Annotated in this window: 19 protein-coding genes; 7 read left to right on the top strand and 12 right to left on the bottom strand. The window is 62.4% G+C overall.

Annotated features, from left to right (window positions below; all coding sequences use genetic code 11):
* Window positions 1-116: 116 nt before the first annotated feature.
* From RWK44_RS23340 to RWK44_RS23355, 4 genes are all read right to left on the bottom strand, one after another.
* Window positions 117-1,016 (bottom strand): uracil-DNA glycosylase, encoded by a 900-nt coding sequence (locus RWK44_RS23340; RefSeq protein ID WP_131666008.1) that lies wholly within the window; start codon window positions 1,014-1,016, stop codon window positions 117-119.
* Window positions 1,017-1,084: 68 nt separating this feature from the next.
* Window positions 1,085-2,377 (bottom strand): Hsp70 family protein, encoded by a 1,293-nt coding sequence (locus RWK44_RS23345; RefSeq protein ID WP_130701687.1) that lies wholly within the window; start codon window positions 2,375-2,377, stop codon window positions 1,085-1,087.
* 188 nt (window positions 2,378-2,565) lie between these two features.
* A complete protein-coding gene (locus tag RWK44_RS23350; RefSeq protein ID WP_222060328.1) occupies window positions 2,566-5,682 on the bottom strand; it encodes an efflux RND transporter permease subunit in 3,117 nt (1,038 codons plus the stop codon).
* Window positions 5,679-6,986, bottom strand: coding sequence for an efflux RND transporter periplasmic adaptor subunit (locus tag RWK44_RS23355; RefSeq protein WP_316029457.1), 1,308 nt, complete (start codon window positions 6,984-6,986; stop codon window positions 5,679-5,681). Before RWK44_RS23355 ends, RWK44_RS23350 begins: the two co-directional genes overlap by 4 nt.
* A 274-nt stretch (window positions 6,987-7,260) precedes the next feature.
* On the opposite strand from RWK44_RS23355, the gene RWK44_RS23360 reads away from it, so the two are divergent.
* Window positions 7,261-8,139, top strand: a complete 879-nt coding sequence (locus tag RWK44_RS23360; RefSeq protein ID WP_316029458.1) for a phosphotransferase family protein — start codon at window positions 7,261-7,263, stop codon at window positions 8,137-8,139.
* Window positions 8,140-8,143: 4 nt separating this feature from the next.
* Here the strand turns inward: RWK44_RS23360 and RWK44_RS23365 are convergent, their stop codons facing one another.
* Window positions 8,144-8,932, bottom strand: coding sequence for an SDR family oxidoreductase (locus tag RWK44_RS23365; protein WP_222060331.1), 789 nt, complete (start codon window positions 8,930-8,932; stop codon window positions 8,144-8,146).
* Between the two features lie 251 nt (window positions 8,933-9,183).
* Here RWK44_RS23365 and RWK44_RS23370 point away from each other — a divergent pair, with 251 nt between their 5' ends.
* Both RWK44_RS23370 and RWK44_RS23375 read left to right on the top strand, forming a co-directional pair.
* Window positions 9,184-10,848, top strand: coding sequence for an electron transfer flavoprotein-ubiquinone oxidoreductase (locus RWK44_RS23370; RefSeq protein ID WP_316029459.1), 1,665 nt, complete (start codon window positions 9,184-9,186; stop codon window positions 10,846-10,848).
* A gap of 135 nt (window positions 10,849-10,983) precedes the next feature.
* Window positions 10,984-11,598: a L,D-transpeptidase gene (locus tag RWK44_RS23375; protein ID WP_017959713.1), complete on the top strand. Its 615-nt coding sequence runs from the start codon at window positions 10,984-10,986 to the stop codon at window positions 11,596-11,598.
* A gap of 99 nt (window positions 11,599-11,697) precedes the next feature.
* On the opposite strand, the gene RWK44_RS23380 is transcribed toward RWK44_RS23375, so the two are convergent.
* The gene (locus RWK44_RS23380) at window positions 11,698-12,603 is read right to left on the bottom strand and encodes a DMT family transporter (protein ID WP_168284170.1); all 906 of its coding nucleotides are present in this window, start codon (window positions 12,601-12,603) and stop codon (window positions 11,698-11,700) included.
* 97 nt (window positions 12,604-12,700) lie between these two features.
* On the opposite strand from RWK44_RS23380, the gene RWK44_RS23385 reads away from it, so the two are divergent.
* On the top strand, window positions 12,701-13,222 hold the full coding sequence (locus RWK44_RS23385) for an Lrp/AsnC family transcriptional regulator (RefSeq protein ID WP_206102937.1): 522 nt from the start codon (window positions 12,701-12,703) through the stop codon (window positions 13,220-13,222).
* Window positions 13,223-13,244: 22 nt separating this feature from the next.
* On the opposite strand, the gene mgtE is transcribed toward RWK44_RS23385, so the two are convergent.
* Window positions 13,245-14,618 (bottom strand): magnesium transporter, encoded by a 1,374-nt coding sequence (mgtE, locus tag RWK44_RS23390; RefSeq protein ID WP_168337504.1) that lies wholly within the window; start codon window positions 14,616-14,618, stop codon window positions 13,245-13,247.
* A 328-nt stretch (window positions 14,619-14,946) separates the two neighbouring features.
* Entirely contained in the window at window positions 14,947-15,960 is a 1,014-nt protein-coding gene (locus tag RWK44_RS23395) for a zinc-binding alcohol dehydrogenase family protein (RefSeq protein ID WP_316029460.1), read from the bottom strand.
* 104 nt (window positions 15,961-16,064) lie between these two features.
* Between RWK44_RS23395 and RWK44_RS23400 the strand changes: the two genes are divergently transcribed.
* Window positions 16,065-16,469: a winged helix-turn-helix transcriptional regulator gene (locus RWK44_RS23400; protein WP_131640458.1), complete on the top strand. Its 405-nt coding sequence runs from the start codon at window positions 16,065-16,067 to the stop codon at window positions 16,467-16,469.
* Here the strand turns inward: RWK44_RS23400 and RWK44_RS23405 are convergent.
* The gene (locus RWK44_RS23405; protein ID WP_221999537.1) at window positions 16,428-17,672 is read right to left on the bottom strand and encodes an MFS transporter; all 1,245 of its coding nucleotides are present in this window, start codon (window positions 17,670-17,672) and stop codon (window positions 16,428-16,430) included. The two genes, RWK44_RS23400 and RWK44_RS23405, sit on opposite strands and share 42 nt — an antisense overlap.
* A gap of 293 nt (window positions 17,673-17,965) precedes the next feature.
* On the opposite strand from RWK44_RS23405, the gene RWK44_RS23410 reads away from it, so the two are divergent.
* Entirely contained in the window at window positions 17,966-18,910 is a 945-nt protein-coding gene (locus RWK44_RS23410; RefSeq protein ID WP_131640456.1) for a diacylglycerol/lipid kinase family protein, read from the top strand.
* A 19-nt stretch (window positions 18,911-18,929) separates the two neighbouring features.
* Here the strand turns inward: RWK44_RS23410 and RWK44_RS23415 are convergent, their stop codons facing one another.
* Window positions 18,930-20,285: a glutamine synthetase family protein gene (locus RWK44_RS23415; RefSeq protein WP_131661171.1), complete on the bottom strand. Its 1,356-nt coding sequence runs from the start codon at window positions 20,283-20,285 to the stop codon at window positions 18,930-18,932.
* 82 nt (window positions 20,286-20,367) lie between these two features.
* Here RWK44_RS23415 and RWK44_RS23420 point away from each other — a divergent pair, with 82 nt between their 5' ends.
* Window positions 20,368-21,735 carry an aspartate aminotransferase family protein gene (locus RWK44_RS23420; RefSeq protein WP_221999538.1) on the top strand — a complete coding sequence of 456 codons (1,368 nt, stop codon included), beginning with the start codon at window positions 20,368-20,370 and terminating at the stop codon, window positions 21,733-21,735.
* Window positions 21,736-21,741: 6 nt separating this feature from the next.
* On the opposite strand, the gene RWK44_RS23425 is transcribed toward RWK44_RS23420, so the two are convergent.
* Both RWK44_RS23425 and RWK44_RS23430 read right to left on the bottom strand, forming a co-directional pair.
* Window positions 21,742-23,229, bottom strand: a complete 1,488-nt coding sequence (locus RWK44_RS23425; RefSeq protein ID WP_222012859.1) for an ArnT family glycosyltransferase — start codon at window positions 23,227-23,229, stop codon at window positions 21,742-21,744.
* A complete protein-coding gene (locus tag RWK44_RS23430; protein ID WP_168284164.1) occupies window positions 23,230-24,729 on the bottom strand; it encodes an ArnT family glycosyltransferase in 1,500 nt (499 codons plus the stop codon). It lies immediately after the preceding gene.
* Window positions 24,730-24,731 lie beyond the last annotated feature (2 nt).

Consider the following 24,731-nt stretch of genomic DNA (forward strand, 5'->3'; position numbering starts at 1 on the left):
GATTCCTCCCAAGACACAGCTGATATTGCGGTGCAGCATAGATTCCGCAATGCATCACGGCGGGATGCAGCCATGCGAAAATCGCATAGATTGATTCACAAATTATTCAACTTTTGCTAATTTCTAAGCAAAGAGAGGGACTTAAGTTTCGCCTGAAAAGCCAGCAGGTCGTTCCAGGCCAGCCGCTTGTTTACAGGTGCGGTTAACAGATCCTGCGGATGCAGACTGGCTATGGCAGGAATGACACAGTCCGCAACGGCAATCTCCTTCCAGCGGCCGCGCAACCCATGAATCGTATCGTTTTCACCGAAGAAGAAGCGCGCCGAAAAATTGCCGAGCACCAGGATCGCTTTCGGTTCGGCAAGCGCGATCTGCCGCTCGATGAAGGGTCGGCAAATGTCCATTTCCGCGGCCGAGGGCGCACGATTGCCAGGTGGTCGCCAGGGGATGACCTGCGTCAACAGAACGCTCGAGCGCGTCAGCCCGATCGCCGCCAGCATCTTGTCTAACAGCTGGCCGGATTTTCCCGAGAAGGGCATGCCCTCGCGATCGTCTTCGGCACTCGGCGCGGAGCCGATCACCATGATCCCGCTTTCGGCATCGCCGCTGGCAAAGATGGTCGAGCGGGCACTGTGCTTGAGGTTGCAGCTGCTGAAGGCTTCGATCGCGGTCTTGAGCTCGACGAGCGAGCGCGCGGTCTCGGCGACGAAGCGCGCCTGCTGTACCGCCTCGCCATCCGGGATTGCCGGTTGCGGACCGGACGCCGCGCGTTCGGCAGGCGCCGGGCGCACCGCTGCATTCGGGCGCACCTGTGCCTGACCTGGGGCAGGGCGCTCCCCAGCGGCGGGACGTTGCTGCTGCGCCTGTGCCGCCGGGCGGCGGGCGGCCTTCATCGCCTCGAATTCGGCGAAGCGGTCAATCGCCTCTTCCTCCAGCAGCCATTCCACGCCAGCATCGGCATGGAAATGCAGAAGCGCTGCGAGCTCGGCTGGGGAAAGGTCGTTGGCGGAGATCATGCGGCAAGCTTAGCGGAGTGACAGGGGCATTGAAAGGGCGGGCGGCCGATTGCCCGACCTTGCCGGCTCTATTGCACAGTCCATTGCGCGATGTCGTCACGTTCGCCGATCAGCGCCAGGCCATGGGCGATCGACAACAGCTCGCCGCCGCTTTCGATCCGGTCGCGCTCGAAGCGTTCGGTAAAGATGCGGCGCACCGCCGGCACGAAGGAGGTGCCGCCGGTCAGAAACACCTTGTCGATCTCCGATGGTTTCGTCTCGGTCTTGTCGAGCACGTCATCGAGTGCGCCTTCGATGCGGGCGAGATCATCGGCGATCCAGCCTTCGAAGTCGCTTCGCTTGATGCTGCGATGTCCGCCGCGGCCAAGCGGCGCGAAATCGAAAGGCGCTTCCTCCGAAGCCGAGAGCGCCATCTTCGTCGCCGACACCGCCTGATAGAGCGGGTAGCCCTCATCATGGTCGATGAGATCGATGAAGATTTCGAGCTTTTCCGGTTCCAGGCTGGTGCGCACCAGCTTCTTCAGATCCTCGAATTCGCGCGTCGTCTTGAAGATCGACAGCTGGTTCCAGCGGCCGAAGCTGGAATAGTAATTGGACGGCACTTCGAGGATCTTGTCGAAGCTTTTGAAATGGCTGCCCTTGCCGATCAGCGGCGCGACGATGTTGTCGATCATCCTGTAGTCGAAATGGTCGCCGGCGACGCCGACGCCTGAATGGCCGATCGGCGTTGCCGTCAGCTTGCCGGCGACGGTCTCGAAGCGGATCAGCGAATAGTCGGTGGTACCGCCGCCGAAATCGGCGACCAGCACTGTGGCATCCCGCTTCAGGTTCTGTGCGAAGTAGAAGGCGGCGGCGACCGGCTCGTAGACATAGTGGATTTCGGGAAAGCCGAAGCGCGACAGCGCCTCGTTGTAGCGCTCGGTCGCCAGCGCCGGATCGGGGCTGGCGCCGGCAAAATGCACCGGCCGGCCGGTGACGATGCGACTAACATCCGAAGGCCAGTTGTCGCCGGCATAGTTGCGCAGCCGCCGCACGAAGACCTCCATCAGATCCTCGAAATTATGCCGTTTGGCGAAGATCAGCGTGCCCTGGAACAGCGCGCTCGCCGCAAAGGTCTTGATCGACTGCAGAAAGCGGCATTCGCCGGGATTGTCGATGAATTGGCGGATCGCCGCATGGCCCGCTTCCACCTTCAGTGCCGAAGCGCCGAGCTGGGCATCCTTCATGAAGGAAAGCGCCGTGCGCATGCTGTCTGCCGTACCCTCCGTGCTCGTGAACGCCATCGAGCGCGTCGCCCCGCCATCCGCCATGGCGAGAACCGTATTCGTCGTGCCGAAGTCGAAACCCAGCGCCTGAGCCATGCCCGCACCTCTTCATGCCGATTGTTATTGGAGACGGAGCATCGCTCCGCGAAAGGGCGTAAGCACCCCCCGGAATCAGGAGGGCGGGTGATGCCACAGGGGCGTGACACTTTCAAGAGGATTGAAGGCATCGCGCCGACATCTGTTGTTCCCTCTTCGCCTGCCGGAGCGAAGAGGGCAGGCCGCCGTTACTCGGCGGCCATCGCCCTTGCCTCTTCCAGCTGCGGCTCCTCGACCTTTTTGTGGCCGATCAGGCGGCCGAGGAAGTTTCCGAAGCGGTCCATCTCGACGAAGATGACCGGGGTGATGAAGAGCGTCAGCATCTGCGAGACGATCAGGCCGCCGACGACGGCGATGCCGAGCGGCTGGCGCAGTTCCGAACTTGCGCCGGTGCCGAGCGCGATCGGCAAGGCGCCGAGCAGGGCGCAGAAGGTCGTCATCATGATCGGTCGGAAGCGTCGCACGCAGGCTTCGTGGATCGCCACCGTCGCCTTTTCGCCGGTTTTGCGCATGGTCTCCACCGCCACGTCGATCATCATGATCGCGTTCTTCTTGACGATGCCGATCAGCATCAGCAGCCCGATCAGGGCGATGATCGACAGGTCGAAGCCCATGATCTTGAGCGCCAGCAACGCACCGAATGCCGCGGCCGGCAGGCCGGACAGAATGGTGAGCGGGTGGATGAAGCTCTCGTAGAGCACGCCGAGCACGACATAGATAGTCAGCACCGCCGCCAGGATGAGGTATGGCGTATTGCCCTGAGACTGCTCGAAAATCTCAGCTGTACCGCCATAGGAGGTGAAGACGTCGGCCGGCATGCTCATTTCCGTCTTGATCTGGTCGATTGCCGCCGTGGCATTGCTGAGCGATACGCCCTCCGGCAGGTTGAAGGAAACGGTGGTCGAGACGAGCTGGCCCGTCTGGTTGATTGTCACCGGGCCGACCGTGCGCTCGACATGCGCAAAGTTCGAAAGCGGCACCAGGCTGCCATTGGCCGAGGCGACACGGATTTCCGAGAGCTTCTGGTCGTCCCAGGGCTTGCTCGTATCATATTCGACGATGACGTCGTAGCTGTCGCCGGTCGACTGGATTTCCGCCGCTGCATATCCGCTGAAGGATTCCTGCAGCGTCGTGCGCAGCGTGTCATTGTCGATCCCGTAGGCGGCTGCCCGCTCGGTATCGATGACGATATTGGCCTGCAGCGCGTTGTTCTGCGCGTCCGACGTCACGTCCGTGAAGAGGCGATCCTTGCGCATCGCCGCCTGGATCTTGCCAGCCCACAGGTTGGTCTGATCGGCACTCAGCGCCTGCACCACCAACTGATATTGGCTGGCCGTCTGGCGACCGCCGAAGCGCAGGCTCTGGTTCGGCGTCACGAAGGCCTGCAATCCGGGGATCTTGTTGATCTCCGCGCGCAGCTCGCGCAGCGTCTGGTCAAGCGGCGGACGTTCCTTCTTGTCCCTGAGTTCGACGAACATCGAGCCGTTGTTCTGCGGTTTGTTGGGGTTGCCGCCGATCGTCGACATCACATGGTTGACCGCTGGGTTCGCCTTGACGGCGGCTGCCGCCTGCTGCTGCAGCGCCGCCATGGCGGAATAGGAAATGTCCTGCCGGGCCTGCGTGCTGATCGTCAGGCGGCCGATATCCTCCTGCGGGAAGAAGCTTGTCGGCAGCGTCATGAAGAAATAGATCGTCAGCGCCACCGTGGCGAGGAAAACGCCGAGGATCGTGGGGCGGTGGCGAAGGCACCAGCCGACAGCCCTGTCATAGCCGCGCAGCGTCCGTTCGAAGCCGGCATCGAAGATGCGGATGATGAGCGGCGGGCGGCTCTGGTGGTTGGACAGACGCGAGGCGAGCATCGGCGTTACGGTCAGCGAGACAATTGCCGAAGAGATGATCGCAATCGCAACCACCATGCCGAATTCGTTGAACACGCGGCCGACAACGCCGCCCATCATCAGGATCGGGATGAAGACCGCGATGAGCGAAACCGACATGGAAATGATGGTGTAGCTGACTTCGCCCGCACCCTTGATCGCCGCTTCCCGCGCGGGCATGCCGTCCTCGACATGGCGCAGAATGTTCTCGAGCATGACGATCGCGTCGTCCACCACGAGCCCCACCGCGAGCGTCAGCCCGAGCAGCGAGATGTTGTCGATACTGTAGCCGAGCACATACATCATGCCGAAAGTCGAGATCAGCGACAGCGGAACGGCAAGCCCGGGAATGATCGTTGCGGTCGCATGGCCGGTAAACAGGTAGATGACGAGAACGACGAGGCCGATCGTGAGCAGCAGCGTGAATTTCACATCGGAGATGGCATCGCGAATCGGTTTTGCGGCGTCATTCATGACGACCGTGTTGACCGAGGGCGGGATTTCGGAGTGAAGCTGCGGCAGCTTGGCGTTGATCGCATCGACGACATCCACCGTATTGGCATCGGGTTGACGCTGGATGGCGAGGATAATGCCACGCTGGCCATCATACCAGCTGCCGGTATACTGGTTCTCGACGCTGTCCTGCACATCGGCAATATCGCCGAGGTGGATCGGCGCGCCGTTCGGATTGGCAATGACCAGCGAACGGAATTGTTCGGCGCTGGTGCGCTGCGTGTTCGCCGTGATGGTCATGCTCTGCGAATTGTTCTGCAGCGTTCCCACGGGCTGCTGGCTGTTGGCGGCAGCAAGCGCCTTGTTGACGGTATCGATGCCGATGCCGCGGGTCAAAAGCTTGTTGGGATCGACCTCGACGCGCACGGCATAGGTCTGCGCACCGTAGACGCTGACCTGGGCAACGCCGGGAAGCGTCGAAAGCGACGGCGAGATGATGTTCTCGGCGATGTCGTCAAGCTTGCTGCGCGGCATGGTGTTGCTCTGCACCGAGAGCAGCATGACAGGCGCATCGGCCGGGTTCGTCTTGCGATAACTCGGCGGCGTCGTCAGATTGTCGGGCAGTTGCCGGGTCGCATTCGAGATCGCCGCCTGCACGTCGGCTGCGGCCGCATCGATATTACGACTGAGGTCGAACTGCAGCACGATGCTGGTGCTGCCGAGCGAACTGGAGGCGCTGATTTCGGTGATCCCGGGAATGGTCTCGAACTGCTTGATCAGCGGCGTCGAAACCGAGGTCGCCATCGTCTGCGGTGAGGCGCCGCTCAACTGCGCCGAAACGTTGATGGTGGGAAAATCGACCTGCGGTAGCGCTGCGACGGCGACGAGCTGATAACCGGCAAGACCGGCCAGAATGACGCCGATCGCAAGCAGCGTCGTCGCGACGGGTCGCTGGATACAGAAATTCGGGATCATTGTTGAGCTCCCACCGCGATTGTCTCGGAGGGCTGCTGTTGCCGAGGCTCTTCGGCGGAGGCGACATCAAGCGCCTTATCGTCGAACTGCTCCTTGATCGCCTGCTGGTCGCTGAGCTGGCCCTGGCCCTCGACGACGACATGGTCGCCTTCCGAAAGGCCCGAGGCGATGGCGGTGAAGCCGCCATTTGCGCGGGCAACGGTGACGGCCGTCAGATGCGATTTGCCGTCCTTGGCGACGAAGGCGAAGAAACCCTCCGGGCCGGGGCTGACGGCGACCGTTGGCACCACCACCTGCTGTTCGTCATTGTTGAAATGCACGACGATGTTGACCGACTGGCCGGGCCAGAGCGCGCCGGAGGAATTCTCGAATTTCGCCTTGGCGAGGATCGTGCCCGAGGCGGTATCGACCGTATTGTCGTAGAAGCTGATCTCGCCCTTTCGCACTTGCCCCTTGGTGGAACTGGGAGCGGTGCTGACCTCGACCGGACCGCCTGCCAGAGCGCTCTTCAGCTCCCGCAGGTAGCGTTCCTGCAGGTGGAATTTCACATAGATCGGATCGTATTTCGCAATGGTGACGATTGCCGAGCCGGCATTGAGGAAGGCGCCCTTGCTGACGGCGATATCGCCAAGCCGGCCATCGAAGGGAGCACGGATGTCGGTGTGCTCGAGCAGGATTTGGTCGGAGGCCAGCGACGCCTTGTCGGCGTCAACAGTGGCTGCGGCGGTATCGCGGGCGGCGACCGCCTGGTCGAGGCTCTGCTGGGTGCCGGCCTTCTGGTTGAAGAGATCCTGCGCGCGCGTCAATGCGGTCTCGGCTTCCGAAAGGGTTGCCCTGTCGCGCACGATCATCGCATTGTCCTTGTCGACGGTTGCCTTGGCCGTCCGGTCGTCCAGCTTGGCGATCAGGTCGCCGGCTTTCACGGTCGTCCCATCCTGCGCATCGATTCTGACGATCAAGCCCTGTTCCTGTGCGGCAATGGTCGTGTTGTCATCGGCATCGGCCCAGCCGGTCGCCGTCACATCCATCGGCAGCGTCGTTTTCACGGCTGCGACGGTCTTGACGACGGTCGGGCCGCCGCCACCGCGCCTGCGCCCGCCGCCCTGATGTTGCCCGCCATCCTGACTGGTGGCCTGACCTTGATCGGCTTGCGCCTGCTGCCCGCCGCCATCGCCGCCGGCCGGCTGCTTGATGAACTGCGAGAGGTAGGGAATGCGGGAGGCATAAGGGACCAGATTCCCGAATTGCCAGACGCCGATGGCGGCAATCGCGATAACGCTGACGGTGATCCAAAATTTCTTCATGGCGGGAACCGGTCTTGAGCAAGGTGCAAACTTTATGCTCTGATTGAGCTGCTTATATTGCGGCGCAAAAAGGACATAATTCCCGGTATGTGATCACTAAGTGGTTATAATGGCTTAAAATTTTGTAATGAATATTCCGTAATATTCAATTATACTAATATAGATCAAATGCCGTCCGACGGCGGCGGCGAGGGTGGTTCGCCAATGACGATGCCGACCCGTATGCCGTCCATCGCGCGGAAAAACATGGAAAAACGAGAGAAGGCAAGTCGTCATGACTGAGTTGGATGCCAGCGAATTTCGCTCTCTGATCGTAAGCCTATTTCCTGAACTCACGGCCTCCGTCTTCAAGCTGGCGGCGAAGGGCTGGGATTCGCTTGCCGTCGACGTCGATGACACATTAATCTTCAAGTTTCCCCGCAATCTCGGCGCGGAAAGAGCGCTTCAGAAGGAAGCCGCCTTGCTCGATATTGTTCGGCCGTCGCTGTCGATGGCGGTTCCCGACATGCGCATTCACGACGGGCCGCCGATCTTCTCCAGCCATGCCAAACTCGACGGCGAACATCTCATTGCCGAAGATTATGATGCGCTTGGCGAAAGCGATCGGCAGCGCCTCGGGGAAGATCTCGCGCGTTTTTACGCCGAGCTGCATGTGCTCGATGCCGATCGCATACGGTCCGCCGGTGCCGGGGCTATCCAGCCATGGCAATCGCCCGAGACGGTGCGAATAAAGGCTTTGCCGCTGTTGCCGCCTGACATCAGGAGCTTTGCGCAGGCCATTATTTCGGATTTCGAGGCCTTGCCGCCCGATCCCTACGGCAACATCTACGGCTTCTTCGACGGTCACGGCTGGAACATGGCCTTCGACCATGCGCAAAGGCGGCTGAACGGCATCTACGATTTCGCCGATTCCGGCTTTGGCCCGCTGCACCAGGAATTCATCTACTCGAACTTCATTTCGCCCGATCTGACCGCGCGCATCATATCGGCCTATGAAACGCTGACCGGACGCCGGCTCGACCGGCGCCGCATTGCGATCTTGACCGGCTTCCATCGTCTGTCCGAGCTCGCCGAACTTGCGGACGATCCGGCTAACGTCGAACAGATGATCCAAAGTGTGGCGACATGGGGGGCGGCGGCCCGCGTCGGCTAAGCCGTCAGACGGATCGTGCCGCGCCGCCGTCGCAGCGGATGAGCGAGCCGGTGATGTAGCTTGCTGGTTGGCTGCACAGGAAGGCAGCCGTTGCGGCGAATTCCTCGACCCTGCCGTAGCGGCCGACCGGAATGCGCGCTTCCTTGTCGATGCGGATTTCCTCGAGGCTCTTGCCGGTTCGCTTTGCCGCAGCTCCGTCGAGATCGTCGAGCCGCGCCGTCAGGATGCTGCCCGGCAACAGCAGGTTGGTGGTGACGCCGAAGCCCGCCACTTCGGAGGCAAGCGTCTTGCTCCAGCCGGCAAGGGCGGGGCGCAGCGTATTCGACAGCGCCAGATTAGCGATTGGTTCGATCACGCCGGACGAGGCAACCGTCAGGATGCGGCCCCAGCCCTGCGCTTTCATGCCGGGCAGCAGGGCATTGGTGAGCGTGATCACGCGAGCGACCATGGAGAGGAAGTAACTTTCGAGCTTTTCGCCCGTCATATCCTCCGTCGTACCGGGCGTCGGTCCGCCGGTATTGTTGACGAGGATATCGAGCCCGCCGAACTTCTCCTTCACCGCCGTCGTCGTCATCTCGACGAAGCGTTCGTCCCCGAGATCGGCCCAGATCCAGTCGGCCCGGCCTTTGCCTTCACCATTGATTGCCTTGCAATTGGCCTCCAGCTGTTCGCCGCTACGCCCGCAGAGCAGCACGTTTGCGCCCTCACGCGCCAGCGCCACGGCGATGCCGAGACCGAGACCGCGCGAGGAGGCGAGGACGAGTGCCCGTTTGCCCTTGATGCCGAGATCCATGATTGTCCTCCGATAGCTTTGAGCGATGTATAAGGCGCAAGCGGCGGAAAAGGAAAGGGCATGTGACCGGTTCGGCAGCGTTTGATAATTGACGTTGACGTAAGCGTTATGTAATTCTGTCTCGCGAGGCCTCATCATTGTGCGAATTGGAAGATTGGCTGTCGTATCCCGGCTCGACAATGCTTTCTCGTTTTGACAAGAAAGTGCCATGACGGGATGACGGCCGCGTGCCGGCAAGCGGAGACGAGTGAATGACCGAGACGACTGAGCTGCCCGAACGCGAGAGCATGGAATTCGACGTTGTGATCGTCGGCGCCGGTCCGGCTGGTCTTGCGGCGGCGATCCGTCTGAAACAAGTCAATCCGGAACTCTCCGTCGTCGTGCTGGAGAAGGGCGCGGAAGTTGGCGCGCATATCCTCTCTGGCGCCGTGGTCGATCCGATCGGCATCGACCGGCTGCTGCCCGGCTGGCGCGACGAGGCCGACCAACCGTTCAAGACCAAGGTCAGCGCCGATCACTTCCTGCTGCTCGGTCCGGCCGGCTCCGTTCGCCTGCCGAATGTGCTGATGCCGCCATTGATGAACAATCACGGCAACTACATCGTCTCGCTCGGAAACGTCTGTCGCTGGCTGGCGACCAAGGCCGAAGAGCTCGGCGTCGAGATCTATCCGGGCTTTGCCGCCACCGAAGTGCTCTACAATGACCAGGGTGCGGTCATCGGGGTCGCCACCGGCGATATGGGCATCGAGAAGAATGGCGAGCCTGGCCCGAACTATACCCGCGGCATGGAACTGCTCGGCAAATATACCCTGATCGGCGAGGGCGTGCGCGGCTCGCTCGCCAAGCAGTTGATCGCCAAGTTCGATCTGCAAAAAGACCGCGAACCGCAGAAATTCGGCATCGGCCTCAAGGAACTCTGGCAGGTCAAGCCGGAAAACCACAGGCCGGGTTTGGTGCAGCACTCCTTCGGCTGGCCGCTCGGCATGAAGACCGGCGGCGGCTCTTTCCTCTATCACCTGGAAGACAATCTGGTCGCCGTCGGTTTCGTCGTCCACCTCAATTACAAGAACCCCTATCTCTATCCCTTCGAGGAATTCCAGCGCTTCAAGACCCATCCGGCCATCCGCACCACCTTCGAGGGCGGCAAGCGCCTGTCCTATGGCGCCCGCGCCATCACCGAGGGCGGCTATCAGTCGGTGCCGAAGCTGACCTTCCCCGGCGGGGCGCTGATCGGCTGTTCGGCCGGTCTCGTCAACGTGCCGCGCATCAAGGGCAGCCACAATGCGGTGCTGTCGGGCATGCTGGCCGCCGAGAAGATCGTCGCCGCGATCGCGACCGGCTGCAGCCATGACGAGGTGGCCGAGATCGAGAATGAATGGCGCAAGGGCGACATCGGCAAGGATTTGAAGCGGGTGCGCAACGTCAAGCCGCTATGGTCGAAGTTCGGCACCGCACTCGGCGTGGCGCTCGGCGGCTTCGACATGTGGACCAACCAGCTGTTCGGCTTCTCCGTCTTCGGCACGCTGAAGCATGGCAAGACCGATGCTGAGAGCCTGGAGCCGGCGTCGCAGCACAAGCCGATCGCCTATCCCAAACCCGATGGCGTCTTGACCTTCGATCGCCTCTCCTCGGTGTTCCTGTCGAACACGAATCACGAGGAAGACCAGCCGGTGCATCTGCAGGTTAAGGACATGGCGCTGCAGAAGCGTTCCGAACACGACATCTATGCCGGTCCGTCGACACGTTACTGTCCGGCCGGCGTCTATGAATGGGTGGAAAAGGACGGCGAAGAGGTCTTCGTCATCAACGCCCAGAACTGCGTGCACTGCAAGACCTGCGACATCAAGGACCCCAACCAGAACATCAACTGGGTGCCGCCGCAGGGCGGCGAGGGGCCGGTCTATCCGAATATGTGATGCGGATTATCCCCACCGCGACAATTCTTGCGTGCTGACGCCTTCGTGATCGCCTTCTGCCGGAGGCTGTTAGCCGTTCGTTAACCATAATTTCCTTAGCTTGCGACATCAAGTTGACGCACTAAGGACACATTCATGACGATCTCCCGCCGGGGCTTTCTGATCGCTCTGCCGCTTTTCGTGGCCGGCTGCTCTTCGACCGGTCTGAACAGCCAGACGAATTATGCCGCACTTCCGGATGAAAAATTCCCGTTGAAGCAGGTGCCGATCGACAAGATCAAGCCGGAGCTCCGCCGCCAGGAAGTGGCCTACGAAACCACGCATGCTGCCGGCACCGTGATCGTCGATACACCCGCGCGCCGCGCCTATTACGTCCTCGGCGGCGGCAGGGCGATGCGTTATGGCGTCGGCGTCGGCCGCGAGGGGCTGGCCTTTGCCGGGAATGCCTATATCGGCCGCAAGGCCGAGTGGCCGAGCTGGACGCCCACTGAAAACATGCAGCGCCGCGAAGAGCGCTATCGCAAGCTCGCCGGCGGCATGCCGGGCGGCCCGAACAACCCGCTCGGTGCGCGGGCGATGTATCTCTATCGCGGCGGCAACGACACGCATTTCCGCATTCATGGCACCAACCAGCCGCAATCGATTGGTCTTGCCATGTCGAGCGGCTGTGTCCGCATGATGAACCACGACGTGATCGACCTCTATAGCCGAGTCGAAGTCGGCGCCAGGGTCGTTGTCATCCAGGCCTGACGTGTCCGTTCCAAGCTCGGTAACGACGCCCTCTCCATTGAAAAAGCCGCCGCAGCGATGGCTGCAGGCGGCTTTTCCATCTGCTGTTGGTGTTGGATTTCAGCGACGTGGCGTGGCGATACCTGTCGAAAGCGCCACGCCGATGCCGGTGATCACGGCGGCGCTGATTTCCGTCATGCCGATCGCTTCGTCAAGCAGCAAGCCGCCGCCAAGTGTCGCGAGCACCGGCGTCAGCGCCGTGAAGGCGGCAGCCTGTGTTCCGCCGAGTGTTCTGACGGCGGTGCCGTAGGCGACCATGGCGACGAGGCCGGAAAGAACGCCCTGGCTTAGCACCTGCAGGCCGATCTCCGGGAGCGTAGCCTGTGGCAGCGAGATGCCGAAGATGAGGGCAAGCGCGCCCATGATCAGGAAGGACCAGACGGCGATCAGGGCGCTCGCCTGCACGGCTGTCAGACCGGTGCGGCGGAAGGCATGCGTATAGCTTGCCCAGAGAATGGCGCCGGCCGGCAGCAGTACGAAGCTCGTCCATGGCAGCGAGGCGTCCGCAAGACTGCGCGTGAGCAGGATCAGCACGCCGGCGACGATCGCGACGAGCCCGGCGATGCGGGTGCCGTCAGGTCTTTCGCGAAACAGCGCAATGCCGATCAGCGCCGCAGCGAGCGGCATCGAGCCGCCGAGCAGAATGCCTGAAGAGGCGGCGGGCGTCGAATGGATTGCCAGCGTCGTCAGCAGGAAGAACACAGCGCCGGAACCGGACACCATGATCGCCAGCAGGTGAAGCGGCAGGGCCTTCGGCAGCAGCCCCGTCTTCAGCCAGACGGGCGAAAGCATCAGCGCCGGAATTCCGAAGCGGATCAGCCCGATATCGATCGAGCCGAGCGGCGTTGCGGCGCTGTGGCGGGTGACGAGAAACCATGTCGCCCAGATCAGCACGGTAATGGTGCCGCCAGCATAACCCAGTATCTGCGACGGCGACTTGTCGTTTGTAAATGCAATGGTGGTCATCGTCTCAATCCTTTCTTCCGTCCGGAGCCTGTCCGGTTGAAGAAAAGATTAGCGCCAGAGGCCGAGGCATGTCCTTGCTATCTATGGCTCCAAAATCATGCTATGCGCAATCTTCTGCCAATCGAGGCCCACAGGTATCGCGAAAATGCCAAATCTCGATAAATTCGATATCGCCATCCTGAAGTGCCTGCAGGAGGATGCGCGCGCCACCAATGTCGAGATCGCCGAGAAGGTGAACCTTTCGCCGTCGCCCTGCCTGCGCCGCATCCGCAATCTCGAACGGTCCGGCATCATCCGCGGTTACACTGCGGATATCGACCGCAAGGAGGTTGGTCTCGGCCTCACCGTCTTCGTCGAATTCAAGGTCGTCCATCACAGCCGCGAGAATTCCGAGGCGCAGCAGAAGGCGCTGCTCACAATCCCCGAGATCGTCTCCTGCTTCCTGATTTCGGGTACGGCCGATTTCCTCGCCGAGGTGGTGGTGGAAGATCTTGCCGCCTATGAACGGCTTCTGACCGAAACGCTGTTGACCCTGCCGAATGTCAGCGACATCCGCTCGAACTTCGCCATCCGCAGCATCAAGACGCATGGGCCGTTGAAGCTGCCCGAGGGGAGATAATTCCCTCGGGCTTGCTTGCCGGTTAGAGCAGCGTCCCGCTGAGGATGAGCAGCGCTACCGAGAAGTAGATGACGAGCCCGGTGACGTCGACCAGCGTGGCGACGAAGGGGGCCGACGCGCTGGCCGGATCGAGCCGGAGCTTCTGCAGCACGAAGGGCAGCATCGAGCCGCAGATCGAGCCGAAGGTGACGATCCCGATCAGGGCGGCAAACACCGTGACGGCGACCATTTGCCAGTGCGGGCCGTAATCGTAGAGGCCGGCCGACTGCCAGAAGACGATGCGGATGAAGCCGACCAGGCCAAGGATCGCGCCGAGCACGATGCCGGTCGGCAGTTCGCGCAAAAGCACCTTCCACCAGTCCGAAAGCTTCAGCTCGCCGAGTGCCAGCGCTCGGATGATCAGCGACGTCGCCTGCGAACCCGAGTTGCCGCCCGAGCTCATGATCAGCGGGATGAACAGCGTCAGCACCACGGCCTTTTCCAGCTCGCCTTCGAAATGCTGCATGGCGCTTGCCGTCAGCATCTCGCCGAGGAAGAGCGCAGCGAGCCAGCCGGCGCGCTTGCGGATCATGCCGGCGAAGCTGATCTTCATGTAGGGTTGGCCGAGTGCCTCCATGCCGCCGAACTTCTGGGCCGCTTCCGTCGTGTCCGATATCATCGTGTCGATCACGTCGTCGACGGTGACGATGCCGAGCATCTGCCCATGTTCGTCGGTGACGGGCAGGGCGAGCAGGTCGTGCTTGCGGATCAGCCGCGCGACATCCTCCTGCTTCATCAGCGGATCGGCCGAAACCGGCACGCCCTTCTGTGCCACCGAGAGGATCGAAGCCTCCGGCTCGCCGGTGATGAGGCGACGCAGCGTCACCACATGCAGCAGCGTATGGCTGACCTCGTCGAGCACATAGATGGCGTAGACGGTTTCGCGCGAGCGTTCGACCTGGCGCACATGGTCGAGTGTGCGGGCGACGGTCCAGCTGTCAGGCACGCTGACGAACTCCGTCGTCATGATGCCGCCGGCTGTGCGCGGCGGATATCCCATCAGGTGCTGGATCGCGATGCGCACCGGTTCGTCGAGGCTGGAGAACAGCCGGGCGCGGGTCTCGCCGTCGAGTTCGAGCAGCACGTCGGCGACGCGGTCGTTCGACATGCCGTGCAGCAGCCGTGCGGCATCCTCGGCACTGATCAGCGCAAGGATCTGTGCGGAGTTGCGAAGCTCCGGCCGGTCGAGAATGTTGACCGCATAGTCCAGCGGCATGCCGCATAGAACACGTCCGGCGTCCTGGACGCTCAGCGCGTTCAATGATTCGACGCGTTCGGCGATTGTTGCGCCGCGGCTGTTGTTGATGAAGGCACGGGCGGCATGGCCTGCCCGAAGAGGGAAGCGATTGATATTCATTTGAGGCTCGCCTTTCCGTCGATCCGCCGTAGCGTCCGATCGGGCGAGCCGACAGGAGTCGGTCAGCGCACGAGGGCCGCGTACGGCAAAGGCAATCGACTGCTACTGTCGCTTGGCATCGTTATGATGGCTCCGTTGAAATCCGTGGCTGACGAGTGTCATCCACGTGGATGCTAGGTGGTCCCGGACGCGAAAAAAGTCAAGCGGGGTAAATGCTTAACGCCAGAATGCCGCACCCCCGCGATGCGGCATTCCAGGCAGGTATGGCCGGCGGTATGGCATGTAGACCTCGGGGCTTCCAAAAACACCGGCGCTGCCGGCTGCGATCTCAGAATCCTGCAAGCACCGCCTTGCCCTTCATTCTGCCGCTTTCGACCATGGCATGAGTCGTCTTGAGGTTTGCCGCATTGATCGGGCCGACGATCTCCGAAAGCGTGGTGCGGATCTTTCCGGCGTCGACGAGCTCGGAAATCCTGTTCAGCAGCTTGTGCTGCTCGATCATGTCAGGCGTGCCGTAGAGCGGGCGGGTGAACATCAGCTCCCAATGAACAGAGACGGCCTTGCGCTTGAAGGGCATGATGTCGAGCGTCTTCGGATCGTCGATCAAAACGAAGCGGCCCTGCGGCGCAATCGCTTCGACGATGTCGCCGATATGGCTGTCGGTATTGGTGGTCGAGAATATGAATCCCGGCGTGCCGATGCCGAGTGCCGCCACCTGCGGTGCGATCGGCCTGGAATGATCGACGACATGATGTGCGCCGAGTTCCTTCACCCAGTTCTGCGTTTCCGGCCGCGAGGCGGTGGCGATCACCGTCAGGTCGGTCAATGCCCGGGCGATCTGAATGGCGATCGAGCCGACGCCGCCAGCGCCGCCGATGATCAGGATGGAGCGTCCCGCCCCCGAAACCGCGTCCTGCACCTTCAGCCGGTCGAACAGCGCTTCGTAGGCCGTGATCGAGGTCAGCGGCAAGGCGGCCGCGGCAGCGAAATGGAGGCTCTTCGGTTTGGTGCCGACGATGCGCTCGTCGACGAGATGGAATTCGGCATTGGTGCCCGGGCGGCTGATAACCCCGGAGTAGAACACCTCATCGCCGGGCTTGAACAGGGTGACATCGGCGCCGACGGCCTTGACGATGCCGGCGGCATCCCAACCGAGCACCTTGAACTCGCCCGCGGGCGGTGCGGAATGGGCGCGCACCTTCACGTCGACGGGATTGACCGAAACGGCTTTGATTTCGACGAGCAGATCGTGGCCCCTGGGCTCCGGCATCGGCAACTCGACATCAATCAGCGAGGTCTCGGCGGAGATCGGCTGGGGCGTTTTATAGGCGACGGCGCGCATGGGAAACTCCTGTGTTCGTTTGCACGGAAGCTAGATGCGCACTATGTTCTGACAACGCAAGAATGCACAAATTCTGTACGTAGTACCCAAAAGGATACTGTAAAATGTCATTGCCGCGCGCCAAGCTCGTCAAGAATTTCCCTGGCTGCCCGGTCGAAGCGACGCTGACTTACCTCGACGGGAAGTGGAAGGGCGTCATCCTCTTTCATCTGATGCAAGGAACCCTGCGCTTCAACGAATTGCGGCGTAAACTGCCGGCCGTGACCCAGCGCATGCTGACCAAGCAGTTGCGTGAACTGGAAGAGTCCGGCCTGGTATCACGCACCGTCTATCCGGTCGTGCCGCCGAGGGTCGAATATGCAATGACGCCGCTCGGCATGACGCTGAAGCCCGTGATCCAGGCATTGGCCGCCTGGGGTGACGATTATGTCTTCTGCAGCCCGGAAGGCCGCGAACTGCGCCTGGCCTCAGACGGCCTGCGCGCTCCGGTCTCGGCGCTCGAGGCGTAACGAGGCTGCAAAGACGAACAGGCCGAGGAAGGACAGCGCCGCGCCGACATAGCCGGTCGCCGCAAAACCGTAGCCTCCGGCGATGACGAGGCCGCCGAGCCAGGCGCCGATCGCATTGGCGATGTTGAAGGCGGAATGGTTGGACGCGGCCGCAAGCGTCTGCGCGTCGGCGGCAACATCCATCAGCCGCGTCTGCAGCGCCGGGCCGGCGGCAAAGCCGCAGCCCACGAGGAAGACGGAAAGCCCGAGCAAATAGGGATTGGCGGCGGTCAGCGAGAAGGTGGTCAGCACGACGATATTATAGACGAGCGACCCGCCGATCGTGCCGAGCAGCGATTTGTCGGCGAGCCACGAGCCGATGAAATTGCCCGCATTCATGCCGACGCCGAAGAGGACCAGCATGATCGGAACGGCTGCTTCCGGCAGCATCGCCACCTCAGTCGTCGTCGAGGCGATATAGCTGAACATTGCGAACATGCCGCCGTAGCCGACGGCGGCGATGCCGAGTGTCAGCCACACCTGCGGCCGGCGGAAGGCGCCGAGTTCGCGCAGGAAGCCCGCTTCCGCGGAAACCGTGTCCTTCGGAACGTAGAACCAGATCAGCGCTACCGTCAGCAGGCCGAGCACGCCGACCGAGAAAAACGCCACCTGCCAGTCGAGCGACTGGCCGAAGAAGGTCGTCAACGGCGTGCCGAGAAGTGTCGCAACGGTCAGGCCGAGCATGACGCGGCCAACAGCGCGGGCGCGGCGATGCACCGGCACCATCGAGGCGGCGACAAGGGCCGCGACGCCGAAATAGGCGCCGTGCGGCAGGCCGCTGACGAAACGCAGCAGCGTGAAGGTCTCGAAGGTCGGCGCCATGGCGCTTGATATATTGCCGGCGGCAAAGATCAGCATCAGCGTCAAAAGCAAGGTGCGCCGCGCCATCTTCGCGGCGAGTACCGCAATGACAGGTGCGCCAACGACGACGCCGAGCGCATAGGCGCTGATGACGTAGCCGGCCTGCGGCGTCGTGACCGAGAAAGTCTCGGCGACATTGGGCAGCAGCCCCATGATTGCGAATTCGCCGGTGCCGATGCCGAAGCCGCCGCAGGCGAGCGCCAACTGGACCAGCGCCACGGTCATTGCCGACGGCAGCTCTTCTTCCTGGCGATCAATGGAGTTCCGGCTATCGACTGAAATATTGGCGGCAATCTCACTCACGAGAGCTCCTCGAGGCGGTTTCTGCTTGGCAATGGCCGCTGGCGCAGACGCGAGCCGATCGTTGGAAATGGCGGGAGGTGGAGACGTGTCTCCGATACACCATCTATCCCCAACCTCTCGGCTGCCGTCGAGTGCATTTTTTGCAGTGCAGCGTCCTGCTATGTGCATACGTCTATTGCAATTTTTGCATTTCTGTCATTTCTCGGCAAAGATGGCTGCGCTTGAAATCGCCGATGTCGCAACCATCTCAGGGGCAAGGCAGGAGCATTTCCGCGCCAGGGACGGGAGCTCTTATGAGGCTTGTAGGCTTTTTCAATCGCGACGGCGGCACCTTCAAGACCACCGACATGCTGGCCTATGAGAAGAGGGCGGAGGCGGCCTTCCGCGAAGCGGGGCACGATTTCGACGCCATCGTCTTCTCAGGAAAGGAAATCATTCCTGCCATGGAGCGGGCGGCCAAGCGCGACGATATCGACGGTATCGTCGCCGGCGGCGGCGACGGTACGATTTCGGCGGCGGCATCGATTGCCTGGAAGAACGGAATTGCGCTCGGCGTCGTGCCTGCCGGCACGATGAACCTCTTTGCCCGCTCGCTGCGTGTGCCGCTCGATATCTGGCAGGCGCTCGATGTGCTTGCCTCCGGCGAGGTCGACAATGTCGATATCGCCAGCGCCAACGGCCGGCCCTTCATCCACCAGTTTTCCGCCGGCCTGCATGCCCGCATGGTCCGCTACCGTAACGCCTACAGCTATCGGTCCCGGCTGGGCAAGATTCGGGCGAGCACCAAGGCGGCTTTAGGCGTCATCTTCAACCCGCCGGAATTCGAGGTCGAATTCGAGGCGATCGGCATGCGCGAGCGCCGCAGGGTGTCGGCGATCTCAGTCTCCAACAATCCCTTCGGTGAGAACGCACTGCTCTACGCCGATAATTTGAGAAGCGGCGAACTCGGATTCTATACTGCAAATCCCTTAAAGCCCCTCGGTGTCGCCCGCCTCGCCATCGACATGCTGCGCGGCAAGGTCCGCGAGAATGCCGATGTCATGGTGATGCATCCGGCAGAAGTGCACCTGCATTTCCCGAAACTGCGCTCCAAAGCCAATTGCGTCATGGATGGCGAGCTGCTGCCGCTCGAACGCGACGTCTCGATCCGGCTGCATCCGGGCGAATTGAAGGTTCTCGTCAAGCAGGGGCTCGCCGCTCAGGTGAATGAGGACGAACGCCGCGAGCCCGCTGCGTAAGTCGGCCCGCTACGTAATTTCAGAGCCGCGGCAGATAGGTGCGGTAGTCGAAATCCGAGACGGTGCGCAGATGCGCAAGCGCTTCCTTGCGTTTGGTGTCGCCATAGAGCGCCTGATAACGCGCACCGAAGATATCGGCGATGAAGGGCGAGGTGCGGAAGGTCTCGACGGCGCTGAGGAAATCATGCGTCAGTCGCGTCGTGTTCGCAGGTATGTGCGAGGGCGTCGTCTCTTCGCCGGGGTCGAGTTCGCCGTCGAGACCGGTGAGCATGCCGCCGAGGATCGCCGCCAGCAGCAGATAGGGATTGGCGTCGGCGCCGGCGACGCGGTGTTCGATGCGTGCGGCCGGGCCATCCTTGTCGGGGATGCGGATCGCCGTGCCGCGATGGCCGCTGCCCCAGGTCAGATCGACAGGCGCAAACGAGCCCGGCTGGAAGCGGCGGTAGGAATTGGCAAAGGGGGCGAAGATCAGCTGCGCCGCGCGCATGGAGTCGAGCAGGCCTGATATCACCGATTTGAGTAGCTTCGGTTCGCCGCCCTTGGCATCGAGGATGTTGCGGCCTTGCCCGTCGATGATGCTCGCATGCACATGCAGGCCGGAGCCGGCATGTTCGGAATAGGGTTTGGCCATGCAGGTCGATTTCAGCCCGTGCCGGCGTGCCGCCTGTTCGGCGATGCGCTTGAGATAGAGGCAATCGTCGGCGGCTGCCAGCGCGTCCGCGCGGTGCATGAGATTGACCTCGAACTGGCCCGGACCGAATTCCGCCGTCGTCGCATCCGCCGGCAGGTCCTGCGCCTTCGCATAGGCCCTCAGCGTCTGCAAATAGCCATCGAGCGCGTCGACGGCGCTCATGTCGTAGAGCTGGAAACCGTTCGGTTCGCCCTGATAGGTGAGGCTTTCGGGTGGGCAGGGGCGTCCGGTCTCGCGCCAGTCTCCCGACATCACGTAAAATTCCAGTTCGGTGGCGACGACGGGCGTCAGCCCGCGCGCCGCATAGCGCTCGACCACCGAAGCGAGGATGGCACGCGGATCCATGAAGCTCGGGCTGCCGTCGAATTCATGCATGGTGGCGAGCACCTGCATCGAACCCTCGGGCGCCCAAGGCATCGGCGCAAGGCTGCGCCGGTCGGGGATGACCTTGCCGTCGGGATCGCCTATCGTCAGCGAAAGGCCGGTGATGTCGTCATTGTCGTCGCCCCATATGTCGAGCGATTGCGTCGACGTCGGCAGGCGGATGTCGCCGGCCCAGACCTTGTCTTCGGCGCCGGGCGGAAGCTGCTTGCCGCGCAGGTCGCCGTTCATGCCGACGATAAGGATCTCGAAACGCGGGTCGCCGCCCGCCTCGGCCTTGCCGTCCACCCTGTCGCTCGCCATGACCTTGAAAATCCTCCGGGACAAGGCCAAGCTCCTATCCCATCGACATCAGCCTTTCAATCCGCGAGGGTCTTTACCAATCATGCCCGACACTTACCCACCCTCGAACCTTGCCGCGATCGACGCCGCGCACCACCTGCATCCCTTCGCTGACATGAAGAAGCTGAATGCCGAGGGCGCGCGCATCATCCAGCGGGGCGAGGGCGTCTACATCTTCGACAATCACGGCAGGAAATATCTCGATGGCTTCGCCGGCCTCTGGTGCGTCAATATCGGCTATGGCCGCCGGGAGATCGCTGACGCCGCCACCAGGCAGATGAACGAGCTGCCCTATTACAACACCTTCTTCGGCACGACCTCGACGCCGGCGACGCTGCTTGCGCAGAAGGTCACTTCCCATGCCGGCGAGCTTTTCAACCATATCTTCTTCACCGGCTCCGGCTCGGAGGCGAACGACACCTGGTTCCGCATGGCGCGGGTCTACTGGAGCGCCGTCGGCAAGCCGTCGAAGAAGATCGTCATATCGAGAAAGAACGGCTACCACGGTTCGACCGTCGCCGGCGCCAGCCTCGGCGGCATGAAATACATGCATGAGCAGGGCGACCTGCCGATCCCTGGCATCGTCCATATCGGCCAGCCCTACTGGTACGGCGAGGGCGGCGATCTCTCACCCGCCGCATTCGGTCTCAAGGTCGCCCGCGAACTCGAAACGAAGATCGACGAACTCGGCGAGGAGAATGTCGCCGCCTTCGTCGCCGAGCCGGTGCAGGGGGCTGCTGGCGTCATCATCCCGCCCGAGACCTACTGGCCGGAGATCGGCCGCATCTGCAAGGCGCGCAATATCCTGCTGGTGACCGACGAGGTGATCTGCGGTTTCGGCCGTCTGGGCGCCTGGTTCGGCCACCAGTATTTCGGCGTCGAGCCCGATCTGGCGCCGATCGCCAAGGGGCTTTCCTCCGGCTACCTGCCGATCGGCGGCGTGCTCGTCAGCGACCGCATCGCCGATGTGCTGATCAACGAGGTCGGCGACTTCAACCATGGCTTCACCTATTCCGGCCACCCGGTCTGCGCGGCCGCAGCACTCGAAAACCTGCGCATCATCGAAGAGGAAAGACTGGTCGAACGCGTGCGCGACGATATCGGCCCCTATTTCGGCAGGGCCTGGGCAGCGCTGGCAGACCATGATCTGGTCGGCGAAACCGCCAGCATCGGCCTGATGGGCGGACTGCAGCTTGCCGCGGAGAAGAGCACCCGTACCCGTTATGCCAAGCCCGATCAGGTCGGTGCGCTGGTGCGCAACCACGCGCTGGCGAACGGTCTGGTGCTGCGCGCCACCGGCGACCGCATGCTCGCCTCGCCGCCACTCGTCATTAGCCATGCCGAGGTGGACGAGATGGCGAGGATTACCAGGCTGGCGCTGGATTTGGCCTGGAAGGAGCTGAAATCCTGATGCCGCTCAGCCCGGTTGGTTGACCCAGGCATAACCGAAACGATAGTTGTCGCCGCCGCGCCCATGGACATAGGGCACGTCGATCACCGACGCCGGCGGTGCGGACACGCCGAGATTGGCCTGTAGCCATTGAGCCATGGCCGGCGGAAGTGCTTCGCTTTCCCCCTTCTGCGGGAGGAGCCAGACCAGGAGAAGCGGTCGCCGGCTGGTAAGATCCGGGTTGAAACCGGGATAATCCGTGGAGAGAACCGGAACGTTCGGAATATCCTGCCTGAGGTTGCCGGCGAGCAGGCTGTCGCCGGCAAGGATTGCCGCCGGTTCGGCCTGTTTGCGCAAGGTTTCCAGCATGCCGGCGTAAGGCCTGTTCAGCCGCTCGTAATGACCGGTAAAGCGTGCAGTTGCAACGCTCCCATAGAGGGCCGCCGGCACGCCGATCATGATGACGGCGAGGATGGGTATAAAACGCCGGAAGGCTCTGTCTGTCGTGACGCCTGCGGCCTCGATCTTCAGGCAGAAATAGAGCGGCAGGATGAAGAGCATCGGCACCAGCCAGCGATCCTTGATGCCGGCAGCGCCGCCGAAGACGATCAGAAGCAGAATGCCGGCGAGAAAGACGAGCATCATCCTCTCGAGAAGCCGCGTCCATTCCGAGCCGGAGGCGAGCGCCGGGCGAAGGCCCTTGCCGAAGACGAGCGCGAACACCGCCACGGTCAATGCGGCAAAGCTGATGGTGGCGAGGGCGAGCGAACTGACGCCCATGGCGACCTGCGTGAGATAGCTCGCATCGCCGCTCGCGGTCATCTTCTCCAGGGTGCGTGCGGTGGCGAAATCGAGATTGTCCTTCAGCCAGAAGAGATGCGGCAGGGTGATGACGAGCGCCACCGCCGCCGTCAGCACCAGCCGCCAGTCGAAGATCCGCGGCCGCAGGCGCGCATCCGAAAGCGCGGCGATCAGGGCTGCCGCCGGCAGGATCGCGAAATTATACTTGGCAAGCAGGCCGAAACCGATGCCGATGCCTGCGATCAGATAGGAGGCAAGGCTCGGCTGCTTCAGGCTGCGGATAAAGCCGTAGAAGAAGATGCTGGCCGAGAAGAACACCGCGACCGTGTGCGTCAGGTCGCGCTGCATCTCGAAAGCCATCTGCGGGATTGTCAGCAGCCCGAGCGTGGCGATCGCCACCAGCGCCTTGTCGTGCAGGATAAGCCGCGCGGTCAGGCCGTAGAGCACGTAGGAGCTGAACAGCAGCAGGTTCTTCACGATAGAAAGCGCGGTCAGCGAGACGCCGGCAAACCGGAAGACGGTGTATTGCAGCCAGTTGTAGAAGGGCGGCTGCGGGCCGTAGCCGGCGGCAAGCCATTGCGAGCGGAAGGCCTGTTCGGCCTCATCGAGATCGAGCGAATGCGAGGTTGCGAGCCGCACGCCGACCTGGAGCACGAAGTAGGCTGCCAGCAGAACGAAGATCCAACTGATGTCGCGACGGCTGCTCTCGGTCATCTATTTGGTCTCCGGCCGAACCCAGGCGTAGCCGAGCGCGAAATTGTCGCTCTGGCGGCCGAAATAATAAGGAAGCGATAGCGAGCCGATCTCCTGCAGCGCGATATCAGCCGCCGTCAGCGCCGATGAAAACCGCTCGGGCATGATCGCATCGGCAGCCGTCGCCGTCTTCTTGCCGCGCCAGACGATCAGCACCGGCCCCTTGGCCTCGGCATAGGCCGGAATGCCCGGTGCCGGAAAATCCGGGATCACCACCGGCACATCGGGAAATTGCAGCCGCATGTTTCCGCCGATATAAGTGTCGGAAGCGATCACCAGCGCCGGTTGCGCCTGTCGCGTCATCTCGCGCGAAAAACCCGCCATCGGCACATTCGGCCGGCTGTAAGTGCCAATTAGTCCGGCGCCGACGACGCGGAAGCCGAGGGCGATCAGCACGCAGGCCATCAGCACCGGCAATACCGGCCGGAAGCGGCGGAGTCCTGTGGAAAGGTCGAGCCCGGCGGCCTGCATTTTCGCAAGGAAGTAGATCGGCAGCACCAGCAGGAAGGGGTCGAGCCAGCGCTCGCGCACCGTGGTGGAGCCGGTGAACAGCACGATCAGAGCAATGCCGGCGAGACTTGCGAGCATCATCCGCTCCATCATCCCGGTCCAGCGGTTGCCCGCCGAAAGTGCCCGGACGAAATCCCGGCGGAAGGTGGCGGCGAAGATCACCACCGGCAGCGCCGCAAAGGCGATGATGGCGACGAGAAAGGCGAGAAGGCCTTTGCCGATCCGCACAGCGCCGGCGGGTTCGCTGCCGGCGGCCATCTTGACCAGAGTGTCGGAGGAGGCAAATGCGAGATTGCCCTGCAGCCAGACCGCGTGCGGCAGGACGATGACGAGCGCAACAGTGATCGCTGCCAGCATGCGCCAGTCGAGTGCCCGGCGTCGCCATTCGGCATCGGGCAGGATGGCGATCAAGGCGACGACAGGCATCAGCGCGAAATTATATTTCGAGATCAGCCCGATGCCGGTCGCAAGCCCGAGCAGCAGGTAGCTCGCCATATCGGGCCGGTCGAGCGTGCGGAAGAAGCCGTAGAGAAACAGCGAGCTGGCAAAGAGCAGCGCCGTCGTGTGGGTCAGATCCTGCTGGGCCATGTAGGAGACCTGGGGCAGGGTGATCAGCGCCAGCATGCCGATAGCGGCAAGCCCCTCGTCCTTCAGCGCGCGCCGCCCGGCAAGGCCATAGAAGAGATAGGATAGGAACAGCAGGATATTCTTCGGAACGATCAGCGCGCCGATCGACATGCCCGTCACCGAAACGACGGCATATTGCATCCAGTTGTAGAAGGGCGGCTGCGGGCCGTAGCCCGCCAGCAGATATTGCGAAAAGAAGGACTGCTCGGCCTCGTCGAGTTCCAGCGAATGCGGAAGCGAAATGCGCAGCGCGATGTTGAGCACGAAATAGGCTGCAAGCAGCAGGCCCGCGGTTCTGATCGTCCTCGTCGCGCGCTCCAGCATCG

Source organism: Rhizobium sp. 25PS6 (genome assembly GCF_032464655.1).
Lineage (GTDB): Bacteria > Pseudomonadota > Alphaproteobacteria > Rhizobiales > Rhizobiaceae > Rhizobium > Rhizobium laguerreae.